Origin of the sequence: Sphingobium sp. SA916 (assembly GCF_002894065.1) — a bacterium.
Classification (GTDB): Bacteria; Pseudomonadota; Alphaproteobacteria; order Sphingomonadales; family Sphingomonadaceae; genus Sphingobium; species Sphingobium fuliginis.
In genome coordinates this window covers 33,089-52,894 of the sequence record NZ_LXYF01000049.1, presented here as the reverse complement: position 1 = coordinate 52,894, position 19,806 = coordinate 33,089, and the positions used below count along the sequence as shown (strand labels likewise).

Below are 19,806 nucleotides of genomic sequence, written 5' to 3'. Positions count from 1 at the left end.
CTGCGGCGGCGGCCGGCGCGATCCGCCCGACCCCGGCGGGCGGGCGGGAGACCGGCGCGCGATAGGCGGCGATCCGATAGCCGTCAGGCGCGAACAACGGCTCCGCCGCCACGGGCGCCGCGCAAAGCAGCAGAGCACCGGCCCAGATCGTCCTCCTCATCCCGCTTCCCTCCCCATCCGACCCAAGGACCAATGGTAGCGCATTGCGCCAGCCTTTAGACCTGCACCAAGGGAGAAGGATGTGAAAAGGCGAAGCTACGCAGCCATGACCCTGGCCCTGCTCGCGCTGGCGGCGGGGGCGGGCGCATCCACGCCCGCCGATCCGCTGGAATCGCCGATGTGGGAAGCCCATGCAAAGCTGCTGTTCGGCAACGATCCGGTCCGCTTCGACCCGCGGGTGAAGGTCGATTTCCCCCAGATCGCGGAGAACCAGCGCAGCTTCCCGGTCGCCATCGACGCCCGCGCGATCCCCGGCGTCCGGCGCATCGTCCTGATGGCGGACCTCAACCCGATCCCGATCGCGGTCGACTATCGCCCGACGGACAGCGAAGCCTATCTCGCCACCCGCATCAAGCTGGACCAGCGCACCCCCGTGCGCGGCGCGGTGCAGTTGGCGAGCGGCGAATGGCTGGTGTCGGGCGGCTGGATCGACGCGGCGGGCGGCGGCTGCTCGACGCCCCCGGTCAGCCGGGTCAAGGGCGACTGGGCGGACCATCTGGGCGAGATCAGGGGCGAGGCCTGGCCCGTCGCGGGGCCGGTCGACGCCAGCCGCCTTCGCCTCAACTTCCGGCACCCGATGGACACCGGGCTGGTCGACGCCATTCCCACCTATCATCTGGAACGACTGACCGTCAGCGACGCCGCCGGTCGCGAACTGGGCCGGATGGAAATCTGGGCCTCGGTCGCGGAAGATCCGGCCATCACCCTGATCCCCCATGCGGCGGCGGGCGACATGCTGGCCGTCGATGCCCGCGACACCAATGGACGCGATTATCACGCGGCGCTGGCCGTCGCGCGCCAGTCGCCCCTGCCGCGATGATGCTGACCCGGCGCAGGCTGATCGCGGGGAGCATGGCGCTGGCCGCCATGCCCGCGCAGGCGCGGCGCAGCTATGCGATTGCCCCCGTCCCGGTCGCGGACGGCATCTGGATGATCCACGGCGCGGACGCCCCCATAGAACCGGCCAATGGCGGCGCCATCGCCAATATCGCCATCATCGCCACGCCCGCTGGAACAGTGCTGTGCGACTGCGGCCCGTCGCTCGCCTATGGACAGGCGCTGCGCAAGGTGGCGGAGGGACTGACCGGCCAGCCGGTGGTCCGCGTCTATGTCACCCATCTGCATCCCGACCATGGCATGGGCATCGCCGCCTTCGATCCCCGGATCGTCGCGGCCCTGCCCGGCACGATAGAGGCTCTGGCGCGTGAGGGGCGCGGCTATTCGGACGCCATGTACCGGCTGCTGAACGACTGGATGCGCGGCACCGAACTGGTGCTGCCGGGCCGGCCGATCGCCGCCGGACGGGAGGAGTTCGGCGGGCGAGGGCTGCGGCTGCTGGCGCTTTCAGGCCATAGCGGCGCGGACCTGGCGCTGCTCGACGAACGCAGCGGCGTGCTGATCGGCGGCGACCTCGTCTTCCACGACCGCGCGCCCAGCACCCCGACCGCCGACCTCCCCGGCTGGCGCGCCAGTCTCGACCGGCTGGCGCGGGAACCGCATGGCGGCCTGATCCCCGGCCATGGCCCGTTCGATCCCAGCGGCCGGGCCGCCATTGCCCAGACCCGCGACTGGATCGACTGGCTGGACGAGGCGCTGACGCAGGCGGTGCAGTCGGGCCTCGACATGGTGGAGGCGGGCGAACTGCCGATACCGGCGCGCTTCTCCACCATGGCGGCGGCGCGCTATGAGCTGCAACGCAGCGTCTCCCACCTCTATCCGGGACTGGAGGCGCGGCTGCTGCCCCGCATCGACCGGCCCGGCTGATCCGCCCCCGGAACTAACGCCCCGTTCGCGCGTTCGGGCGCTGGTTAAAAAGGGGGGAGGATGCGATGCCCACGTCGGAATTCTTCAGGGAACAGGCGGAATTGTGGGAACGCCGCGCGGGCGCCGAAATGTCCCGCCACGCGCAGGACGCCGCCCTGGCCGCCGCGCGCAAATGGCATGACGACGCGAACTTCGCGGAGATGATGACGATCGGCCTCGTCGCCACGCCGCAGCCGGAAGCCCTCGTCGACCAGCCAGTCATCAAGGCCTAGAACCGCGCCTTCACCCCCGCATACCAGCGGCGCGGCGCGCCCGGCCCATAGGCGCGCGGATTGGACGCATCGGGGGCCTGCGCCATCTCCACCTCCCCGACGTCGCTGAACGTGCCGAAGGTCGCATATTTGCGGTCGAACGCATTGTGCAGTTCCCCGAACAGCGTCACCCCCGGCGCCATGTCGATCCCGGCGCGCAGGTTGACCAGCGCATGGCCTTTCAGCCGCGGCTGGTCATTGCCCTCGTCACCCACCAGATATTGCCCCGTCCGCGCGATCAGGTCGCCGCCGACCGACCAGCCGCGCCCGGCATAATCCAGCGACAGCGTCGCACTGTGGCGCGGAATGCCGGGCAACCGGTCCCCCGGCTGGACAAAGATCACCCCGTCCCCGTTCGCCGCCGGATTGGCGGGGCTGGAAAGCGCCAGGTCATGACGGTAGGTCGCATCGGTGAAGGCATAGCTGAACGCCCCCGAAAGGCCGCCGCGCACCGCCTTCAGGGTGAATTCCACGCCCTGCCGCCGGGTCGCGCCGATATTGCGGAACCAGGCGCGCCCCCGAATCGCCGACGCGACAAACTGAATGTCGTCGCGGTTGCGCGTGCGATAGGCGGACAACAGCCATTCCAGTCGGAACCCGCCCCATCGGCCCCGCCCGCCCGCGCCCGCTTCCCAGCTCCTGGCGACGATCTGCTTCAATGGCGGATCGGCGATGAAGAAATTGGCGAGGCTGCACGGCGCATTCTCGTCGGCGCAGGACAGTTCGGCCGGCGTCGGGGCGCGATTGCTCTCCGCATAGCCCACCCTCAGGTTCAGCCCCTCCGTCAGCCGGTAATCCAGTTCCAGCCCGGGGTTCAGCCGCCTGAACCGATGATCGCCGTTGAGCGCCGTGCCGATCCGGTCGCGCATCGCAATCACCACATGATTGTAGCGCAACCCGATCTCCGCCGAGAGCCGGTCGGTCAGCGGCAGCCGGTCCTGCGCGAACAGCCCCCAATAGCCGGCATGGGCGACCAGACCCACCGGCCCGATCGCGCCGTCCGCCTGCACGATGGCCGGCCCCAGCCCCTCGACGCCGCGATCCTCCGTCAGCGCAGCCAGTTCGGTCGAGGCGCCGAAGCGGCTGCGGCTCGTGTCATAGCTCATGCCGATGGCAAGGTGATTGCGCCCGCCCCACAGCGGCCGCTCGTCGATCATCTGGACCAGCACGCCCATCGCCCGGCTGTCCAGCCTTCCCCGATTGAGCACGCCATAGCCCTCGCCGCCCAGCACATCGGCAATCGTGCGGCCGTCCGCATCGGTCAGCAACGCCTCGTCCGCCCCCTCGACGGTCTCCAGGCAGAGCAGCCCGTCTTCGCACCCCTCTATGTCGGCGGCGTCGCCGTTCACCGTGCGCAGCTTCAACCGTTGCGCATAGAGCGTGCCCTCGATCCGCATCCCTTCCCCCAGCGCGACCCAGGGATGCAGGCTGATCCGGCCATAGCGCGCCCTGGCATTGTCCGGCCAGGTGAAGACGGCGCGCCGGTCCACCGCCAGCAACTCGACCGGCGCGACGCCATTGCCCGTCAGGTCCGTGTCGGCGCCGATCCACTTCAGATGCAGCCCGCCGCTCGCGGTGTCGAAACCCAGATCGGCATAGCCATTATGGAGGGTGGAGGGCGAATGGTCGCGCCAGCCATCCTCATGGCTGTACTGGAACGCGCCGAATGCGCTGAAATCGCCCTTCCGGAACCCGCCCGCCACGCTCGCCTCCCGCGAACCGAAGCGTCCGCCGGTCAGGCTCGCCTCCAGCCCCGGATCGCTGGTCCCGGTCTTGGTGTCGATCACCATCGCCCCGCCCAGCGCGTTCAGGCCATAGACGGCGCTGCTGTCGAACAGGGTAAGGCTGCGGATCGCCGCCTCCGGCAACAGGTCGAAGGCGACCGTGTCGCCAAAGGGCTGGTTGAATCGCGCGCCGTCGAGATAGACCGCCAGCCCCTGCGCCTGCCCCTGCAGCGGGGAGGCGGTGAAGCCGCGATAGACCAGATTGGGCTGCCACGGATTGCCCTGCGCGTCCTGCAGGGTGACGCCGGCGATGGACCGGGTGAGCGCGCCCAGCAGATCGGGCGTTCCCGCGCGGCTGATGTCCGCGCCGGTCAGGCGCAGCGCATCGTCGGCATCGATCGCGCCGCCGGGGGCCGTGACGACGATCGGCTGCCGGTCCGCATCGGCGCCGGCGGTATCCGCCCATGCGTTCTGCGCGGTGGCCTGCCCCGCCAGAATCGCCCATGCCGCGCCGGCCAGCCACATGCCCTTCCTCATCCCCGTGCCTCTTCTTCTTTGTTCCCCAACGGCCAGGCCATTGTCCAGCCATGAAAATGGGGCCGCATCCCTGTTAGGATGCGGCCCCGCCCCGTGACATTGTTCCTTCGGTCGGGATCAGAAGAACAGGATGGCCCCCGCCGCGATGGCGTCGGAACTGGCCTGATTGCCGTTATGCGCTTCCGATCTGGTGTGGACATATTCGCTCAGCAGCGTGACCCAGCTTGTGAGGCCGTAGCGGACCTGCCCCACCCAGCTCGAATTCTTGTCCACCAGCGTCGGGTTCGCCAGCGCGTCGGCGGCATTGGCATAGTCGAGATTGCTCTCGCCATAGCTGCCCCCGACAGAGAATTTTCCGAAGCTCGCCAGCCCCTGCAGATAGAAGCCATGGCTGTCGCGCTTGTTGCCCAGCCCATCGGTGTCGAACAGGTTGAGCGCCGTCGTGCCAAGGCCCGAAGCGTCATAATAGGTGCCGACCAGCGTCAGCGGCCCCACCGTCACCTTCGCGCCCGCGTCCCAGCCCCAGCTCGTATAGGCCGGCCCGGCGATCACATCATGCTTCTGCCGGATGCCCGCCGCCCACAGGCGGGTGCCCACGCCGCCGAACTTGCCGTCATAGACCAGCTTGCCCTGGAAGCCCGGCTCCTTGTTGGCCTCGTCCGGTCCGGTCAGCGAGGACAAGGGCTCGAAAATGCCGATGCTGGCGGTGAAGCCGCTGAAGCTGGGCGTGGTATAGGTGATCTGCGGCTGGAAATCGGTGTAGATATAGCCGACGCCGATCCGCCCCAGCGTGGTGTTGGACGGCGCGACATTGCCCGCCGGCGTGCCCGACGACAGCAGGGTGATGTCGTTCAGGATCTGCTCCGAGGCGAACAGGCCGATGTCGCGGCCGATCTTCACCTCGCCAAAGCCCGGACGGCCGAAGGTCAGGTAGGTCTGGCGGAAATCGATGCCCGCCGTCTGGAGCCCGCGCGGATTGCCGGGGCTGTTCGCGCCGCTGCCCGCATAGCTGACGGAGTTGATGCCCGGATACATGCCGAAATGCGCGCCGACGTCCCAGCCGCCCTGCCTGGTCATGACCTCCACCTTCAGGAAGCCGGGCAGCAGACCGTTGCGGATGGCCGAACTCTTGCCACCCACCGTCGCCACGCCGCCGACGACGCTGTTGGTGGCGCTGGGCGCCTCGCCATTGTCATGGACGTAGAAGCCATTGACCGATCCGGAGAATTTGAGCGTGACGTCGCCCATTTCGAAGCCGACACCGCTGTCGGTCATGCGGACGCTCCGACCGCCGCCCGACGCATCCGGCGTCACCGGCGGCGCGGCCGGCGCGGCAGCGGCCTCCGCGCTCTCATTCTTCAGCAGTTCCTGATATTCCTCGTCGGAGAGGATTCCCTTTTCATGCAGCCGCTTCAGCAGATCGGCGGTGGTCCCGGCCATCGCCGGCGTGGCAGTCGCGCAAAGCAGCCCCATGGCCGCGCTCGCGAGGAGCAGCGTCCTTTTCATAACATCCTCCCTCTTTTGTGCCGGTCAATGCCCCCGGCTGAAGAGAGATTGAGGCCGGCAGGGCGCGGCGGAAATTGGACTTAGGGCCTCCTCCCTTGGGAGGAAGGGACGCATGGCTCCAGGCCGCAGGCGGCGCCTGCGCGGACGCTCGAAGCAAGGGCGCGGCGCGCAAGAGCCCGGTTCAGACAGGAGGAATCAGGCACTACTTTGGTCGAAGGGCGCATGGATGTTCGCGCGGAGAGCATCCGCGGCAAGGGTCAGGATCTTGACCTTACGCCGCCAATCGCAGGCAGTTGCGTCCGCTATGCTTGGCGTTGTAGAGCGCCTTGTCCGCGGCCTCCAGCACGGCCTGCCCCTCGCTCTGGCCGCCCAGCGCCACCAGTCCCGCGCTGAACGTCACCGGGATCACCTCGCCCGAATCGATCTGCACCGGATGGGCCGTGACCATTTCGCGCAGCCTTTCGCAGATCATGCTCGCCCGCACGACGTCGGTGCCGCTCAGCAGGATGGCGAATTCCTCCCCGCCCAGACGGCCGATGCTGTCGACGCTGCGCAGTCCGGGACGCAACCGCTCGACGAAGCCCGCCAGCACGCGGTCGCCCGCGCCATGGCCGTAGCCGTCGTTGACCGCCTTGAAATGATCGATGTCGATCAGCAGCAGGCAGGCCCGCGCGCCATGCCGGACGCGCAGCATCTCCTCCTCCAGCTTTTCGAGGAAGGCCCGGCGGCTGTCCGCCCCGGTCAGCGAATCCAGCGCCGCCACCTGCTGAAGCGCGCGTTGCCGCGCCTTGTGCCGGGACATGTCGCGGATCGTGCTGACAAGGCCGGTGGGCAGGCCGCGCTCGTCGACCACGGCGCGGGCCACCATCTCGCACCAGTCGCTGCCTTGCGCGGAAATGAAGGGGCGGAATTCCACCGTCTGCACCTCGCCCGGCTGCTCCAGCGCCCGGTCCAGCGTCGCGATCACCTGTTCCCGGTCCGCCGGGTCGACCAGATTGGCCGCGTCCTGCCCGACCAGCAGTTCCGGCGCGCAGCCGATCTGTTCGGCCGCCGCGGGGGAGGCATATTCGATCACGCCGCCAACGCTGATGTTGAGCACCACGTCGCCGCTATTTTCCGCAATGGCGCGATAGCGGGCCTCGCTTTCCTGCAACATCTGGAACAGGCGGCGGCGGCTGTTCAGCTCCGCAGCGATCGGCATCGACAGCAGGAAACTGAAGGCCAGGAAGAGCTGGAAGAACTGCATCCGCTCGCCCAGCGTGCCGGGGATCATGTACAGCGGCCCATGACCGGTCATGGTCGCCATGCCGCCGATGATGGCCAGGATCATGACCGAAGCCGCCGCGCCCAGATTGCCCAGGCGGAAGACCATCGCGACCATCGGCAGCAGCAGCGCGAACAGCATCGGATAGCGCGCCGCGTAGAAGACGAAGGCGGTCGCCAGCGCGAACAGCAGCAGCAGCGCCAGCGCTTCCCACTTGCCCCTGCGCGAAGTCTGGCCGAACCAGCGCCGCAATTCGCCCTGCATCAGCATCATCAGGATCGGCGTGCAGGTCAGCGCGCCCAGCACATGCCCGGTATACCATTGCAGCAGCGATGCGCCGAAGGACACCGTCGTCAGCGCCGACGCGACAGTGGCGGCGGCCAGGCCCGCGATCAGATTGGCCGGACCGCACAGCGCCAGGATGAAGACGAACAGCGGCTGCATCGAACCGGCGAACTTCCCGCCTCGCGCGAAGCGGCGGCAGATCAACGCGACGATCAGCGCTTCCAGCAGGTTGATGCCCGCCATCGGCACGGCGGCGAGCGTCCCCATCCCCCACAGCGCGGTCGACAGCGCGCTGGCCATGCCGCAGGCGATCAGCGCCCACGGCCAGGAAGCGGTTCGCGATGTCAGCAGATAGGCCATCAACAGCGCGTTGGCGCCCCAGATGAAGGCCAATCCCCCTTCGAATCGTGAACTGGCAAGCGCCAGCGACGCCGCCAGGAAATAGGCGCAACCCAGGGCAACCGGTTCCACGCGGGAAGAAGGATGTCGAAGAGACGTCTGCATGTTCGCCCCGCCCTAGACGCTTATCGTTAAGATATACTCACGATGATGATTTTACACAGGGGAAAATCATGCCGACGCCAGCAATGCCTGCCATCGCCCCAGCCTTTCGCCTCTGACATCGTCCGGCAGGGCCGGGGCGAAGCTTCGCCGTTCCGCCCCCATGGCCCCCGCCGCCTCGGCAAGGGAGGGAAACAGGCCCGCGCCCACCGCCGCCAGCATCGCCGCGCCCCGGGCGGTCGTCTCCACATCGGCGGGGCGATCCACGCGCAACTGCAGAATGTCCGCCAGGTCCTGCGCGATCCAGTCATTGGCGCTCATTCCTCCGTCGATGCACAGGGCGCGCCAGGGCATGCCGTCGGCCGCGAATGCGCCAGCCAGGTCGTGAAGCTGGTGCGACAGCGATTCGAGCGCCGCGCGCACGATATGCGCCCGCTTCGTGCCCAGCGTCAGGCCATGGATCGCCCCCCTGGCGTCGGCGCGCCAGTGCGGCGCGCCCAGCCCCGCCAGCGCGGGCAGCATGGCGACGCCGCCGCTGTCCGGCACCGAACGGGCCATCGCTTCGCTTTCCTCCGCCGTTGCGATCAGGCGCAGTTCGTCGCGCAGCCACTGGATCAGGCTGCCCGCGACGAACAGCGACCCTTCCAGCGCATAGCTCGTCTCGCCCGGCAATCGACAGAGCAATGTGCCGAGCAGGCGGTGCCGCGATACCGGCACGCTACTCCCCATATGGGCAAGGACGAAGGCGCCGGTGCCCAATGTCGCCTTGGCGTCGCCGGGGGTCAGGCAGGCCTGGCCGATGGTCGCCGCCTGCTGATCCCCCATCAGTCCCCGGATCGGGATCGGCCGGCCGAACCATTGGTCCTGCGTCTCGCCAAAGGGGCCGATATTGTCGACGATCTCCGGCAGCGCATGCGGCGGCACGCCGAACAGGTCGCACAGCCCCCGGTCCCAATCGGCGGCGTCGAGCGCCATCAACTGGGTGCGGCTGGCGTTGCTGGCATCGCTGACATGCAGGCCGCCGGTCAGCTTCCACATCAGCCAGCTTTCGACCGTGCCGAAGGCCAGCGCGCTGCCCGCCGCCGCCACGGCGGGCGCATGATCGAGCAGCCAGCGCATCTTCGTCGCGGAGAAATAGGGATCGATCACCAGCCCCGTCCGCCGCTGGATCGCCTCCTCCTTGCCCGCCTCGCGCAGGGCGGCGCAATGATCGGCGGTGCGGCGGTCCTGCCAGACGATGGCGGGGGCCAGCGGCTCGCCCGTCCGCCGGTCCCACGCGACCACGGTCTCGCGCTGGTTGGTGATGCCGATGGCGGCGACACGGTCGGCCCCGCCCGCCAGCGCCACCATGTCGCGCGCGCAGGCCAGGGTCCTGTCCCAGATCTCCGCCGCATCATGCTCGACCCAGCCGGGCCGCGGATAATATTGGCTGAGGTCCGCCTGCGCCATGCCCAGCCGCCGCCCGTCCGGCGCATAGAGCATGGCCCGCGTCGACGTCGTGCCCTCGTCCAGCACCAATATCGGCCGTTCGCTCATGCCTTCTCCCCCAGCCATTCCCGGACATGCGCGGTCTGGCGCGCATCCAGACGCAGCCCCAGCTTCGTCCGGCGCCATAATATGTCGTCGGCCGTCATCGCCCATTCCCGCGCCACCAGATAGCGCAGCTCCGCCTCGGTCAGGCCATGACCGAAATGCGCGCCCAGCGCCGCCATGTCCCGCGCCCCGTCCAGCCACTCCCAGGCGCGGGTGCCATAGGCGCAGGCGATCCGCTCCGCCGAGGCATAGTCCAGGAAAGGATAGTCGCAGCCCAGGTCCGCGATCAGCCGGTCGCGCCCCTGCATCGGGAAGTCGCCGCCCGGCAGCGCCGCCTTCGCGGTCCAGTCGCCGCCCGACAGGCTGGGGAGAAAGGGCTTCAGCATCGCCACCGCCTCCGCGGCGAGGTGGCGGTAGGTGGTGATCTTGCCGCCGAACAGGCTCAGCAGCGGCGCCTCTCCGTCCGGCGCATCAAGCTCCAGCCGATAGCCGCGCGTCGCCGCCTCCGGTCTTCCCGAACCGTCGTCGACCAACGGGCGGACCCCGGCATAGGACCACAGCACATCCTGCGGCGCGATGCTCTTCCGGAAATAACGGTTCGCCCCTTCGCAGAGATAGGCGATCTCGTCGGGATCGGGCCGGACATCGTCGACCGGTCCCCGATGATCGCGATCCGTGGTGCCGATCAGGGTGAAGTTCCGCTCATAGGGCAGCGCAAAGAAGATGCGGCCATCGGGCAGTTGGAAGAAATAGGCGAAGCCATGGTCGAACAGGCGCGGCACGACGATATGCGATCCGCGCACCAGCCGCATGTGGCGGTCCGTTTCGCCATGGGCGCGATGGAGCAGGTCCAGCGCCAGCGGCCCGGCGGCGTTGACCACGGCGCGCGCGCGGAAGCGCGGCATCGTTCCGTCCGCCGCCCGCGCATATATGGTCCAGCCGCCGCTTTCCCGTTCCAGCCGCCGCACCTCCGTCCGGCTGTGCACCTCCGCGCCCCGGTCGGCGGCATCGCGGGCGTTCAGGATGACCAGGCGCGCATCGTCCACCCAGCCGTCGGAATAGACGAAGGCCGTGCCGAAGCCGGTTTTCAGGGGCCGGCCCGCCGGATGACGGCGCAGGTCGACGCTCTCGGTCGGCGGCAGGGCGCGTCGGCCGCCGATATGGTCATAGAGGAAGAGGCCAAGCCGCAGCATCCAGCGCGGCCGCAGCCCCGGCACCCAGGGCAGCACGAAGCGCAACGGATGGACGATATGCGGCGCGATCGCCCAGAGCCGCTCGCGCTCCGCCAGCGATTCGCGCACCAGCCCGAATTCCCGATGCTCCAGATAGCGCAGCCCGCCATGGATCAGCTTGGTGGAGGCGGAGGAGGTGCCCTGCGCCAGATCGCCGCGCTCCAGCAGCAGCACCCGCGCACCCCGACCGGCCGCATCGCGCGCCACGCCGCAGCCGTTGACGCCGCCGCCGATCACGGCAAGATCATGGGCCGCCGGGTCCTTATCCCTTGTCACGCCGCCACCCTAGCGCGCTTCGGGGACGGGGGGAACCGAAACGGACTCGCCCCGGACAAGAGGCCGGTTCCGATGCTAGAGCCAATCGACATTCAGCCCTGACGGCTTGCAAATGACGCTTTTCCGTGCTTCCGGTGCTCACATACCTTGAGTAGGCTGCGCGCCGGGTCACGGAAAACCACCATTTTCGGCTCGTCATCATCTGAATGTCGATTGGCCCTAGTCGGCATCCGGATCGCGGAAATTGAGCCGGCGGGTCACGGTATAGTCCAGCACGCCGACCAGGAAATAGCTGATCCACTGCTTGACCAGCGTCGGCAGGCTGCGCTGGGCGCGGTGCGTTTCCAGCGTGATCTGGCGGCTTTGCGCGACCCGCCGGTCGATCAGGGCGCGCATATCCTGCGCGAAACCGGCGTCCTCGACGCGCAGCATGATCTCCAGGTTGAGGAACAGGCTGCGCATGTCGAAATTGGCCGATCCGATATAGACCGCGTCGTCCACCACGATCAGCTTCATGTGCAGCTTGCAGGGCTGATATTCCCATATCTCCACCCCGCGCCTCAGCAGCGGGCCATAGAGCAGGCGGGCCGCCGCGACGGTCGCGCCATTGTCGGACCTGGAGGGCAGTACGAGGCGCGACCCCTTTCGCCGCGCCGCCCGGGCGATGCGCTTCAGCATGCCGCGACCCGGCGAGAAATAGGCCTCCACCATGTCGAGCCGCCGCGCCCGCTCAAGGTCATGCTTCACAAGCTGCGCCCAGGGACTGAGCCGGCGGGTGGGACCGCCGATCACCCAGCGCATCGGCTCGCCCGGCGCGGTGTGGAGAGGGCTGTGCCAGTTGCGCACCATGCGGCGCAGCGTGCGGAATCGCTGCTTGCGCGTCGACACCCAGCGCCAGAGCTGGCCGTACCAGCTTGTCATCGCCTGCACCTGCGGCCCTTCCACCAGCAGGCCCAGGTCGTGCCAGCAATCCTCCGCCGGAATCCCGAAATAGCCGTCCTCGACGTTGAAGCCGCCCGTCAGCAGCCGCCGGTCGTCGGCGATCGCCAGCTTCTGATGGTTGCGGATCAGGTAGCGCGTCGAGCGCCGCGCCCCGAAGCGGCCGAAATGCCCGCCCGCCGCCACCAGCGGATCGAAGAAGGCAAGCGGCGTCGATCCCGATCCGAAGGCGTCGATCATCAGCGTGACCGCAACGCCGCGCCCCCGCGCCGCGATCAGCCGGTCGAGGATGAGTTGCCCGCTGCCGTCGGCGGCGAAGATATAATAATAAAGCTTCAGGCTCTCCCGCGCGCCGTCGATCAGGTCGACCAGGGCCTGCCGCAACGCCGGTCCCGTCTCGATCACGCGCAGGCGGTCGGCGTGCAGCGACAGGCCGATCTGTCCCTCGCCCTCCCACCCGCCATCACCCGGCCCTGCCTGCTGGATGCTCGCCATATTCCGTTCATGCCCGCATTCGGGGCGGCTGGCCACAGTTTATGGGCTTTTCATTGACTCTTAAGGCCTGCGCTGTTAGGCGCGCATTTCACCATTTCTCTTGGTTCAGGAGCGCCCGTTTGGCCCGCGTTACCGTCGAAGATTGCGTCGACAAGGTTACCAACCGTTTTGACCTCGTCCTGCTTGCCGCGCAGCGCGCCCGTGAGATTTCGGGCGGCGCCGAGCTGACTCTGGACCGTGATCGCGATAAAAATCCCGTCGTCGCCCTGCGCGAGATCGCGGAAGAGACCGTCCTGCCGGTGGATCTGCATGATTCGCTCGTCGCCTCGCTGCAGAAGGTGCAGATCGATGACGACGACACGCCGGACGAAATCGGCTCGATCGCCCAGTCGGCGGAGGCCCTGCGCCTGACCGCCGCCGCCCCGCCGCGCAACCAGAATATCGGCGGCGACTACGACGGCTGATCCAGTCACCAGTTTGGAGAGGGAATGAGGCCCGGCCTGCGCAAGCAGGACCGGGCCTCACCGTTTTGGATGCAGCTGGGCATGGCGTGCTTGGCCAATTGTCGCCACGGGTCGGTATGGCTCCTGCGAAGGCAGTGGCTCAGCGCCGCTTCCCGGGACTGCCTTGTGCGATCAGCCTCTAATGGGCCAAAACTCTCCTCCGAATGCCGGCGCAGCCGCCATTTCAGGGAACCGCCACGATCCCCCACGGCGCCGCCCCCACCGGGATCGTTCCCGTGACCTCGCCCCTGGCCAGATCGATCACGCTCACATTGTCCGAAAGGCCATTGGCCGCATAGGCCCGCGCCCCGTCGCCGCTGACCGCGACATGCCACACCCGCTTGCCCACGGGAACATAGGCGCGCACCTTGCGGCTCGCCACGTCGACCAGCGCGACATGATCCGCCCGCCCCAACGCCACCACCGCCGTCCGGCCGTCCGGCGTGAAACGGATGCCGCAGGGCAATATGCGATGCTCCGCCACGCCCGGAATGGCGAAATGCAGGGTCTCCACCACCTTGCGGGAGGCCGTATCGACGATCTGCACCGTCCCGCCCACCTCCGCCGCGACCCACAGCTGCGCGCCATCGCCCGTGAACTCCACATGCCGCGGGCGCAGGTCGACGGGCGTCGCGTCGATCATCTCCTTCTTCGCCACATCGACCCAGTTGACGACATTCTCCTCCTCCGAAGTCACCGCGACCCACCGGCCGTCCGGGCTTTGCGCCACGCCCTCGGGCTCGCCGCCGACGTCGACCTGGAAGGCGACGGTCCGGTTCGCCAGGTCGATGGCGGTCAGCGCAGCATTGTCCTCATTGGCGACGAACAGCGTCCCGCCATCGCGCGAGAGGAAGAATTGCTCCGGGTCCTCCCCGGACGGCAGCTCCGCCACGACCTTCCCCGTCGCCCGCTCGATCACCTGCACCGCATGATCTGTCGATGCGCAGAGATAGATATATCTGCCGTCCTTCGACACGGTGATCCCCCGTGGCCGGCCGCCGACCGCCCAGGTCGCGATCACCTTCGCGCTGGCCGCATCGATCACGGTGACGCTGTTGCCCCGCTCGTTGGAGACATAGAGCGTCTCCGCCCACGCGCTCACTGGCTGCGCGCTCATCGGAACCAGCATCAACCCCGCCAGAATGATGCGCTTCATATGCCCCGATCCTCTCCGCCGTGCCTCGTTATGCGTCATGTTCCTGCGCATAAGCGCTTATGGCTCTATAGCGCGCACAGCGTCACCGGGATTGTACCAACGGCCAATAGGGACGCAAAGCGCGCTGCCCTACACTCGCCCCAATCAATTCGGGTGAGGATTTCGAGCATGAATCTGGGACGCATTTCGCTGCTGGGCGCCATCGCCATATTGGGCGCGACCACGGCAACCGGCCTGATGGCGCACGGCAATGTGACGCCACAGGCCGTCGACACCTCCGCCCTGCCGGACATTGGCGAGGAATGGCTTGCGAAAAACCCCTATAGCGGCAATGCCAAGGCGATAGAGATCGGCCAGTCCGCCTATGGCCAGAATTGCGCCCGCTGCCATGGGCTCGACGCGGAAAGCGGCGGCATCGCGCCCGACCTGCGCTATCTCGAACAGGGCGAATCGGGCGACCAGTGGTTCGTCGAACGCTTCCGCCACGGCTCCAGCCATGATGGGAAGGTCTATATGCCGCCCTTCGGCGACGTGCTGGGCCAGAAGGCCGGCTGGGCGATCCGCGCCTGGCTCGAAACCAAGTTCCAGGGCTAAAGGCCATGCTCAGCCGGCGTGGCCTGATCGGCGGAGCGGGCGCGGCGATGGCGCTGGGGCTTTGCCCCGGCATGACCCACGCCGCGCCGCTGGGCAAGGTCAAGGAACTGGGCGTGCTGCGCGTGGTGGTCTACAAGGACAACCGCCCCTGGTCCTGGGAGGAGGGCGGGAAACTGGTCGGCCTCGACGCCGACCTGGCGAGCGCCATTGCCGGGAAACTGGGCGTGCGCGCCGACCTCGCCCAGCTCGTAGCGGATGAAAGCGCCGACGACGATCTGCGCCATGGCGTGTGGAAGGGCGGGCTGCTGGGCTTCGCGCCGGGCGACCTGATGTTGCACGTCCCCTTCGACCGGACCTTCGCCGCCCGCAACGACCAGGTGGCGATCATCGCGCCCTATTATCGCGAAAGCTTCCGTTTTGCGGGTACGCAAAACGCCATCGATCTGGAAGCGCCGCCCCCCGGCTGGCGCGGGCACAGGCTGGCGGCCGAACTCGACTCCATCCCCGATTTCTACCTGATCGGCTCCTTCGGCGGCATATTGGCGAAGGATGTGGCGCATTATCCCAGCGGCTCCGACGCGGTCGCGGCGGTGGCGGCGGGCAAGGCGGACGCCGTGCTCGCCAGCCGCGCCCAGATCGAGGAAGGGCTGCACCGCGGCGCGAAGGGCCTCACCCTGCGCAAGGGGCCGCTGCCCGCCTTCACCTCGCCCGGCTGGGACATCGGCATGGCGGTCAAGGAAAACAGCCGCACATTGGGCGATGCGGTGGAGGAGATTGTCGCCGCCATGGCCGCAAGCGGCGAGATGAAGGCGCTGTTCGCCACCTATGGCGTGCAGTGGACGCCCGCGCTGGCGGCAGGATGAACCCTGCCCTTTCCCTCCTCTGGAGGGGAAGGAGCCAAAGACGGAAGGACCGACCCAAGGTCCAATTGCTGCGCACAACGGGTGCAATAATCTGAAACAGTCGGGGGCGCGGAGCACGCCCTTTCAACAGAGGGAGGATGGAATGAAAGGACGTTTGACGCGAGCCCTGTCCGGCGCCGCGATCCTGGGCCTGGCGATTGCCGCCGCGCCATTGCTGGCCGAAGGCCCCACCGATGCGGACCTGATGAACGACGCGGCGACGCCCGGCGACGTCCTGACCTATGGCATGGGTCCGCAGGCGCAGCGCTTCAGCCCGCTGAAGGCGATCAACGCCTCCAACGTCGCGAAGCTGGTCCCCGCCTTCGCCTCCTCGCTCGGCGGGGAAAAGCAGCGCGGGCAGGAAGCGCAGCCGATCGTCTATGACGGCACCATCTACGTCACCGGCAGCTATTCGCGCCTCTTCGCCTTCGATGCGCGCACCGGCGAGGAAAAGTGGCAATATGACGCCCGCCTGCCCGAAGCGATCATGCCCTGTTGCGACGTGGTGAACCGGGGCGCGGCGATCTATGGCGACAAGATCATCTTCGCCACGCTGGACGCGCACATGGTCGCGCTCAACCGCCACACCGGCAAGGTCATCTGGAACAAGCAGACCGCCGATTATCAGGCGGGCTATTCCGCCACCGCCGCGCCGATGATCGTCAAGGGCAAGGTGATCTACGGCAACTCCGGCGGCGAATTCGGCATCACCGGCGCAGTGGAGGCCCGCGACGTCAACACCGGCGAACTGATCTGGCGCCGCCCGACGATCGAGGGCAATATGGGCACCCTCAACGGCAAGGATAACGGCATCACCGGCAAGACCAACGCCAGTTGGCAGGGCGACCTGTGGAAGACCGGCGGCGGCGCGACCTGGCTGGGCGGCACCTATGATCCGGAAACCAACCTGCTCTTCTTCGGCACCGGCAACCCCGCGCCCTGGAACAGCCATCTGCGCCCCGGCGACAATCTCTACACCAGTTCCACGCTGGCCATCGACCCCGACACCGGCGTCATCAAATGGCATTTCCAGACGACCCCGCATGATGGCTGGGACTTCGACGGCGTCAACGAATTCATCCCCTTCGACGCCACGATCAACGGCAAGCCGATGAAGCTGGGCGCGAAGGCCGACCGCAACGGCTATTTCTTCGTTCTGGACCGCACCAACGGCAAGTTCATCAGCGCCAACAAGTTCGTCGCGCAGACGACCTGGGCCAATGGCTTCAACAAAAATGGCCGTCCGAACTATAACGACGCCAACCGTCCCGGCGCGCCGGGCGAAGCGGCCAAGGGCCAGTCGGTCTTCGCCAGCCCCAGCTTCCTGGGGGGAAAGAACTGGATGCCCATGGCCTACAGCCAGGACACCGGCCTCTTCTACATTCCGTCCAACGACTGGGGCATGGACATCTGGAACGAGCCCATCGCCTACAAGAAGGGCGCGGCCTATCTGGGCGCCGGCTTCACCATTAAGCCCATTGCCGAGGATCATATCGGCGCGCTGCGCGCCATGGACCCCAAGACCGGCAAGATCGTCTGGGAATATAAGAACAAGGCGCCGCTCTGGGGCGGGGTGCTCTCGACGGCGGGCAACCTGGTCTTCACCGGCACGCCGGAGGGGTATCTGAAAGCCTTCGACGCGAAGACGGGCCAGGAATTGTGGAAGTTCCAGACCGGCTCCGGCGTGGTGGGCAGCCCCGTCACCTGGGAACAGGATGGCGAGCAATATGTGGCGGTGATGTCCGGCTGGGGCGGCGCGGTGCCGCTCTGGGGCGGCGAAGTCGCCAAGAGCTTCAAGGACATAAACCAGGGCGGCGCGCTCTGGGTGTTCAAGCTGCCCAGATAAGAGGACAAGAACGATGATCGTCATGGGACGCGGCAACCACATGCACTCCATTCCGGCGGTTCCGCCCGGCGCGATGCGGCTTGCCACGGCCCATGACTTGTCCGATGATCCGGGTCGAGGGGTGGGCCAGTATATGGGTGGCGAGGCAATCATGGAGCGGGTGCTGATCGTCGACGATCACCCCCTCGTGCGCGACGGGCTGCGCAGCGTGATCGCGATCAGCTTCGACAATTGCGACATCTTCGAGGCGGCAAGCATGGACGAGGCCGTCTCGCTGCTGGAGAAGCAGGATAATTTCGACCTCATCCTGCTCGACCTCAACATTCCCGACGTCCGCCGCCTGGACGGCCTGAAACTGCTGCGGGACCGTTTCCCGATCCTGCCGGTGGTGATGGTGTCGGGCGCCTTCGACCGCGCCATCGTGCAGGAGGCGCTGGCCGCCGGCGCGGCGGGCTTCATTCCCAAATCGCTGAAGCGCAGCGCCATCGTCGATGCGCTCCATCGGGTGGTGTCGGGCGAAATCTATCTGCCGGAGGCCATGGGAGAGAATGTCGCGCCCACGGCGGAGGAGGATGAGATCGCCCGCCGCATCGACAGCCTGACGCCGCAGCAGAAGACGGTGCTGGCGCATCTGGTGCGCGGGCGGCTGAACAAGCAGATCGCGCACGATCTGGGCGTGTCGATGACCACGATCAAGGCGCATGTCTCCGCCATCCTCCAGAAGCTGGGCGTGCTCAGCCGCACCCAGGCGGTGATCAAGGCCAATCAGGTGCATTTCCGCGCCGATTGAGCCCTTTTCCCCGATTTCTTCCCTTCTTCTCCAGCCGGTGGCCGGTTGTGTCGCCGCCCGGCGTCGGGCAGGATGGCGAAATGGTGGAGGCGACAGGGCAATGAGCGTCACGGTCCGGAAGGCGACGGTCGGGGATGCGGCCGCCATCGCCGCCATCTATGCGCACCATGTCCTGCACGGCACCGCCAGCTACGAGCTCGTGCCGCCGTCCGTTGCGGAGACAGTGGCCAGGATCGAGCGCGTGACCGGCCGGGGCTGGCCCTTCCTCGCGGCGTGCGACGGGGCGGAGGTGGTCGGCTATTGCTATGCGACGCAGTTCCGCGACCGGCCCGCTTATGCCTTTGCGTGCGAAAACAGCATCTATGTGGCGCAGGACCGGCGCGGCGGCGGCATCGGCCGGGCGCTGCTCGATGCCCTGCTGGACGCGGCCGGGGCTTTCGGCTTCCGCCAGATGGTGGCGGTGATCGGCGGCGGCGAACCCGCTTCGGTCGCGCTCCACGCCGCCTGCGGCTTCCGGCAGGTGGGCCGCCTCACCGGCATGGGCTGGAAGGCGGGCCGCTGGCTCGACACCGTCTACATGCAGATCGCGCTGGGCGGCGGCAATGCCACCGCGCCCGACGCCGCCCGGCCGTAACCGCGCGGCGGAGGGGGCAGCCGGGGCGATTGGTTATCGGCCGCAAATCTGCTATTCCTGATCCTATCGACGGCATTGGCCAGACCCGCCGCCCGCCCTTGTGCCGGCACCCGTTCCCGGCACCGCGCACGACGCCCCCCTGACCCATGTCCGCGGGCACAGGCCGATGGAGGATGTCATGGCGATTTCCCAAAGATTGCGCGGCTATATGGACCGCTGCGGCACCAGCTTCGACGAATGGCCGCATGAACCCTCGGCGGAGATGGCGCGGGCGGCGCAGGCGGCGCATGTCCCCGGCCGGCAGGTGGCGAAAGCGGTGCTGGTGCAGGCCGGCGACGAATATCTGCTGGCCGTCCTGCCCTCCTCCAAGCATGTCAGCTTCAACTTCCTGCAGCAATGGCTGGCCCGCGACGTCTCGCTGGCGGAGGAACATACGACCGCGGCGCTGTTCCCCGACTGCGAACTGGGCGCGCTTCCGCCGGTCGGCGCGGCCTATGGGCTGAAGACGATCATCGACGACGACATGCTGATGGATCAGGATGTCTGGTTCGAGGGCGGCGACCATCACACCCTCGTTCATATGAATGCGGAAAACTGGCGGCGGCTGCAAAAGGGCTCCGGGCATTTCGCGTTCAGTATTTAGAGAGGAAGGGGTGCCCCCTCCCGCGGCGGGAGGGGAGTCATGGTCCCCTTTCATCTAATAAATTCCACACTGTTATCGGAAAAATAACATGGCCTTCGCAGTTCCCCCTTCGCGGGGCATGGCCTAGAATCCGGTCCCGGAGAAGCTGAAAG

The 19,806-nt window shown here is 67.6% G+C and carries 17 protein-coding genes and 1 pseudogene; 10 read left to right on the top strand and 8 right to left on the bottom strand.

All coding sequences use genetic code 11. From position 1 onward, the window contains the following. A pseudogene (locus A8G00_RS25670) lies at positions 1-160 on the bottom strand (rhodanese); the annotation flags it as partial. A gap of 105 nt (positions 161-265) precedes the next feature. Between A8G00_RS25670 and A8G00_RS15615 the strand changes: the two are divergent. The 3 genes from A8G00_RS15615 (at position 266) to A8G00_RS15605 (ending at position 2,255) form a co-directional block, all read left to right on the top strand. Continuing rightward, positions 266-1,039, top strand: coding sequence for a quinoprotein dehydrogenase-associated SoxYZ-like carrier (locus tag A8G00_RS15615; protein ID WP_037482691.1), 774 nt, complete (start codon positions 266-268; stop codon positions 1,037-1,039). Next, entirely contained in the window at positions 1,036-1,983 is a 948-nt protein-coding gene (locus A8G00_RS15610) for a quinoprotein relay system zinc metallohydrolase 1 (RefSeq protein ID WP_044661025.1), read from the top strand. The genes A8G00_RS15615 and A8G00_RS15610 overlap by 4 nt, the downstream gene beginning before the upstream one ends. Before the next feature lie 65 nt (positions 1,984-2,048). Beyond that, positions 2,049-2,255, top strand: coding sequence for a hypothetical protein (locus A8G00_RS15605; RefSeq protein WP_025549452.1), 207 nt, complete (start codon positions 2,049-2,051; stop codon positions 2,253-2,255). Here A8G00_RS15605 and A8G00_RS15600 read toward each other — a convergent pair. The 6 genes from A8G00_RS15600 to A8G00_RS15575 all read right to left on the bottom strand — a co-directional run bounded on the left by A8G00_RS15600 (position 2,252) and on the right by A8G00_RS15575 (position 12,586). Continuing rightward, positions 2,252-4,555: a TonB-dependent receptor gene (locus tag A8G00_RS15600; RefSeq protein WP_025549453.1), complete on the bottom strand. Its 2,304-nt coding sequence runs from the start codon at positions 4,553-4,555 to the stop codon at positions 2,252-2,254. The two genes, A8G00_RS15605 and A8G00_RS15600, sit on opposite strands and share 4 nt — an antisense overlap. A gap of 117 nt (positions 4,556-4,672) precedes the next feature. Then, the gene (locus A8G00_RS15595) at positions 4,673-6,061 is read right to left on the bottom strand and encodes a porin (RefSeq protein WP_103001100.1); all 1,389 of its coding nucleotides are present in this window, start codon (positions 6,059-6,061) and stop codon (positions 4,673-4,675) included. 271 nt (positions 6,062-6,332) lie between these two features. After that, entirely contained in the window at positions 6,333-8,114 is a 1,782-nt protein-coding gene (locus tag A8G00_RS15590; RefSeq protein WP_025549454.1) for a diguanylate cyclase, read from the bottom strand. Between the two features lie 66 nt (positions 8,115-8,180). After that, positions 8,181-9,647 (bottom strand): glycerol kinase GlpK, encoded by a 1,467-nt coding sequence (locus tag A8G00_RS15585; protein ID WP_044661021.1) that lies wholly within the window; start codon positions 9,645-9,647, stop codon positions 8,181-8,183. Beyond that, complete coding sequence (locus A8G00_RS15580) at positions 9,644-11,152, bottom strand: glycerol-3-phosphate dehydrogenase (RefSeq protein ID WP_103001099.1); 1,509 nt, start codon at positions 11,150-11,152, stop codon at positions 9,644-9,646. Before A8G00_RS15580 ends, A8G00_RS15585 begins: the two co-directional genes overlap by 4 nt. Before the next feature lie 219 nt (positions 11,153-11,371). Further along, positions 11,372-12,586, bottom strand: coding sequence for a phosphatidylserine/phosphatidylglycerophosphate/cardiolipin synthase family protein (locus A8G00_RS15575; protein ID WP_025551366.1), 1,215 nt, complete (start codon positions 12,584-12,586; stop codon positions 11,372-11,374). A 119-nt stretch (positions 12,587-12,705) separates the two neighbouring features. Here A8G00_RS15575 and rpoZ point away from each other — a divergent pair, with 119 nt between their 5' ends. Beyond that, positions 12,706-13,050 carry a DNA-directed RNA polymerase subunit omega gene (rpoZ, locus tag A8G00_RS15570; protein ID WP_007688625.1) on the top strand — a complete coding sequence of 115 codons (345 nt, stop codon included), beginning with the start codon at positions 12,706-12,708 and terminating at the stop codon, positions 13,048-13,050. Positions 13,051-13,273: 223 nt separating this feature from the next. Here rpoZ and A8G00_RS15565 read toward each other — a convergent pair whose 3' ends face one another. Beyond that, on the bottom strand, positions 13,274-14,245 hold the full coding sequence (locus tag A8G00_RS15565) for a PQQ-dependent catabolism-associated beta-propeller protein (RefSeq protein ID WP_025551364.1): 972 nt from the start codon (positions 14,243-14,245) through the stop codon (positions 13,274-13,276). Between the two features lie 168 nt (positions 14,246-14,413). On the opposite strand from A8G00_RS15565, the gene pedF reads away from it, so the two are divergent. From pedF to A8G00_RS15535, 6 genes are all read left to right on the top strand, one after another. Continuing rightward, positions 14,414-14,839, top strand: coding sequence for a cytochrome c-550 PedF (gene pedF, locus A8G00_RS15560; RefSeq protein ID WP_025551362.1), 426 nt, complete (start codon positions 14,414-14,416; stop codon positions 14,837-14,839). Between the two features lie 5 nt (positions 14,840-14,844). Then, positions 14,845-15,702, top strand: coding sequence for an ABC transporter substrate-binding protein (locus A8G00_RS15555; RefSeq protein ID WP_103001098.1), 858 nt, complete (start codon positions 14,845-14,847; stop codon positions 15,700-15,702). Positions 15,703-15,844: 142 nt separating this feature from the next. After that, the gene (locus tag A8G00_RS15550) at positions 15,845-17,587 is read left to right on the top strand and encodes a methanol/ethanol family PQQ-dependent dehydrogenase (protein WP_044661020.1); all 1,743 of its coding nucleotides are present in this window, start codon (positions 15,845-15,847) and stop codon (positions 17,585-17,587) included. Between the two features lie 13 nt (positions 17,588-17,600). Then, on the top strand, positions 17,601-18,377 hold the full coding sequence (locus A8G00_RS15545) for a response regulator transcription factor (RefSeq protein WP_025551358.1): 777 nt from the start codon (positions 17,601-17,603) through the stop codon (positions 18,375-18,377). A gap of 100 nt (positions 18,378-18,477) precedes the next feature. After that, positions 18,478-19,011 (top strand): GNAT family N-acetyltransferase, encoded by a 534-nt coding sequence (locus A8G00_RS15540; protein ID WP_025551356.1) that lies wholly within the window; start codon positions 18,478-18,480, stop codon positions 19,009-19,011. 100 nt (positions 19,012-19,111) lie between these two features. After that, complete coding sequence (locus A8G00_RS15535) at positions 19,112-19,654, top strand: aminoacyl-tRNA deacylase (RefSeq protein ID WP_238320150.1); 543 nt, start codon at positions 19,112-19,114, stop codon at positions 19,652-19,654. Positions 19,655-19,806: the final 152 nt, after the last annotated feature.

What these genes read in the sequence shown, in the direction of transcription:
- A8G00_RS15540 (WP_025551356.1), top strand. Translation starts at nt 18,478, where the DNA reads ATGAGCGTCACGGTCCGGAAGGCGACGGTCGGGGATGCGGCCGCCATC.
- A8G00_RS15595 (WP_103001100.1), bottom strand. Translation starts at nt 6,061, where the DNA reads ATGAAAAGGACGCTGCTCCTCGCGAGCGCGGCCATGGGGCTGCTTTGC.
- A8G00_RS15585 (WP_044661021.1), bottom strand. Translation starts at nt 9,647, where the DNA reads ATGAGCGAACGGCCGATATTGGTGCTGGACGAGGGCACGACGTCGACG.
- pedF (WP_025551362.1), top strand. Translation starts at nt 14,414, where the DNA reads ATGAATCTGGGACGCATTTCGCTGCTGGGCGCCATCGCCATATTGGGC.
- A8G00_RS15550 (WP_044661020.1), top strand. Translation starts at nt 15,845, where the DNA reads ATGAAAGGACGTTTGACGCGAGCCCTGTCCGGCGCCGCGATCCTGGGC.
- A8G00_RS15545 (WP_025551358.1), top strand. Translation starts at nt 17,601, where the DNA reads ATGATCGTCATGGGACGCGGCAACCACATGCACTCCATTCCGGCGGTT.
- A8G00_RS15615 (WP_037482691.1), top strand. Translation starts at nt 266, where the DNA reads ATGACCCTGGCCCTGCTCGCGCTGGCGGCGGGGGCGGGCGCATCCACG.
- A8G00_RS15610 (WP_044661025.1), top strand. Translation starts at nt 1,036, where the DNA reads ATGATGCTGACCCGGCGCAGGCTGATCGCGGGGAGCATGGCGCTGGCC.
- A8G00_RS15565 (WP_025551364.1), bottom strand. Translation starts at nt 14,245, where the DNA reads ATGAAGCGCATCATTCTGGCGGGGTTGATGCTGGTTCCGATGAGCGCG.
- A8G00_RS15575 (WP_025551366.1), bottom strand. Translation starts at nt 12,586, where the DNA reads ATGGCGAGCATCCAGCAGGCAGGGCCGGGTGATGGCGGGTGGGAGGGC.
- A8G00_RS15600 (WP_025549453.1), bottom strand. Translation starts at nt 4,555, where the DNA reads ATGAGGAAGGGCATGTGGCTGGCCGGCGCGGCATGGGCGATTCTGGCG.
- A8G00_RS15590 (WP_025549454.1), bottom strand. Translation starts at nt 8,114, where the DNA reads ATGCAGACGTCTCTTCGACATCCTTCTTCCCGCGTGGAACCGGTTGCC.
- A8G00_RS15605 (WP_025549452.1), top strand. Translation starts at nt 2,049, where the DNA reads ATGCCCACGTCGGAATTCTTCAGGGAACAGGCGGAATTGTGGGAACGC.
- A8G00_RS15555 (WP_103001098.1), top strand. Translation starts at nt 14,845, where the DNA reads ATGCTCAGCCGGCGTGGCCTGATCGGCGGAGCGGGCGCGGCGATGGCG.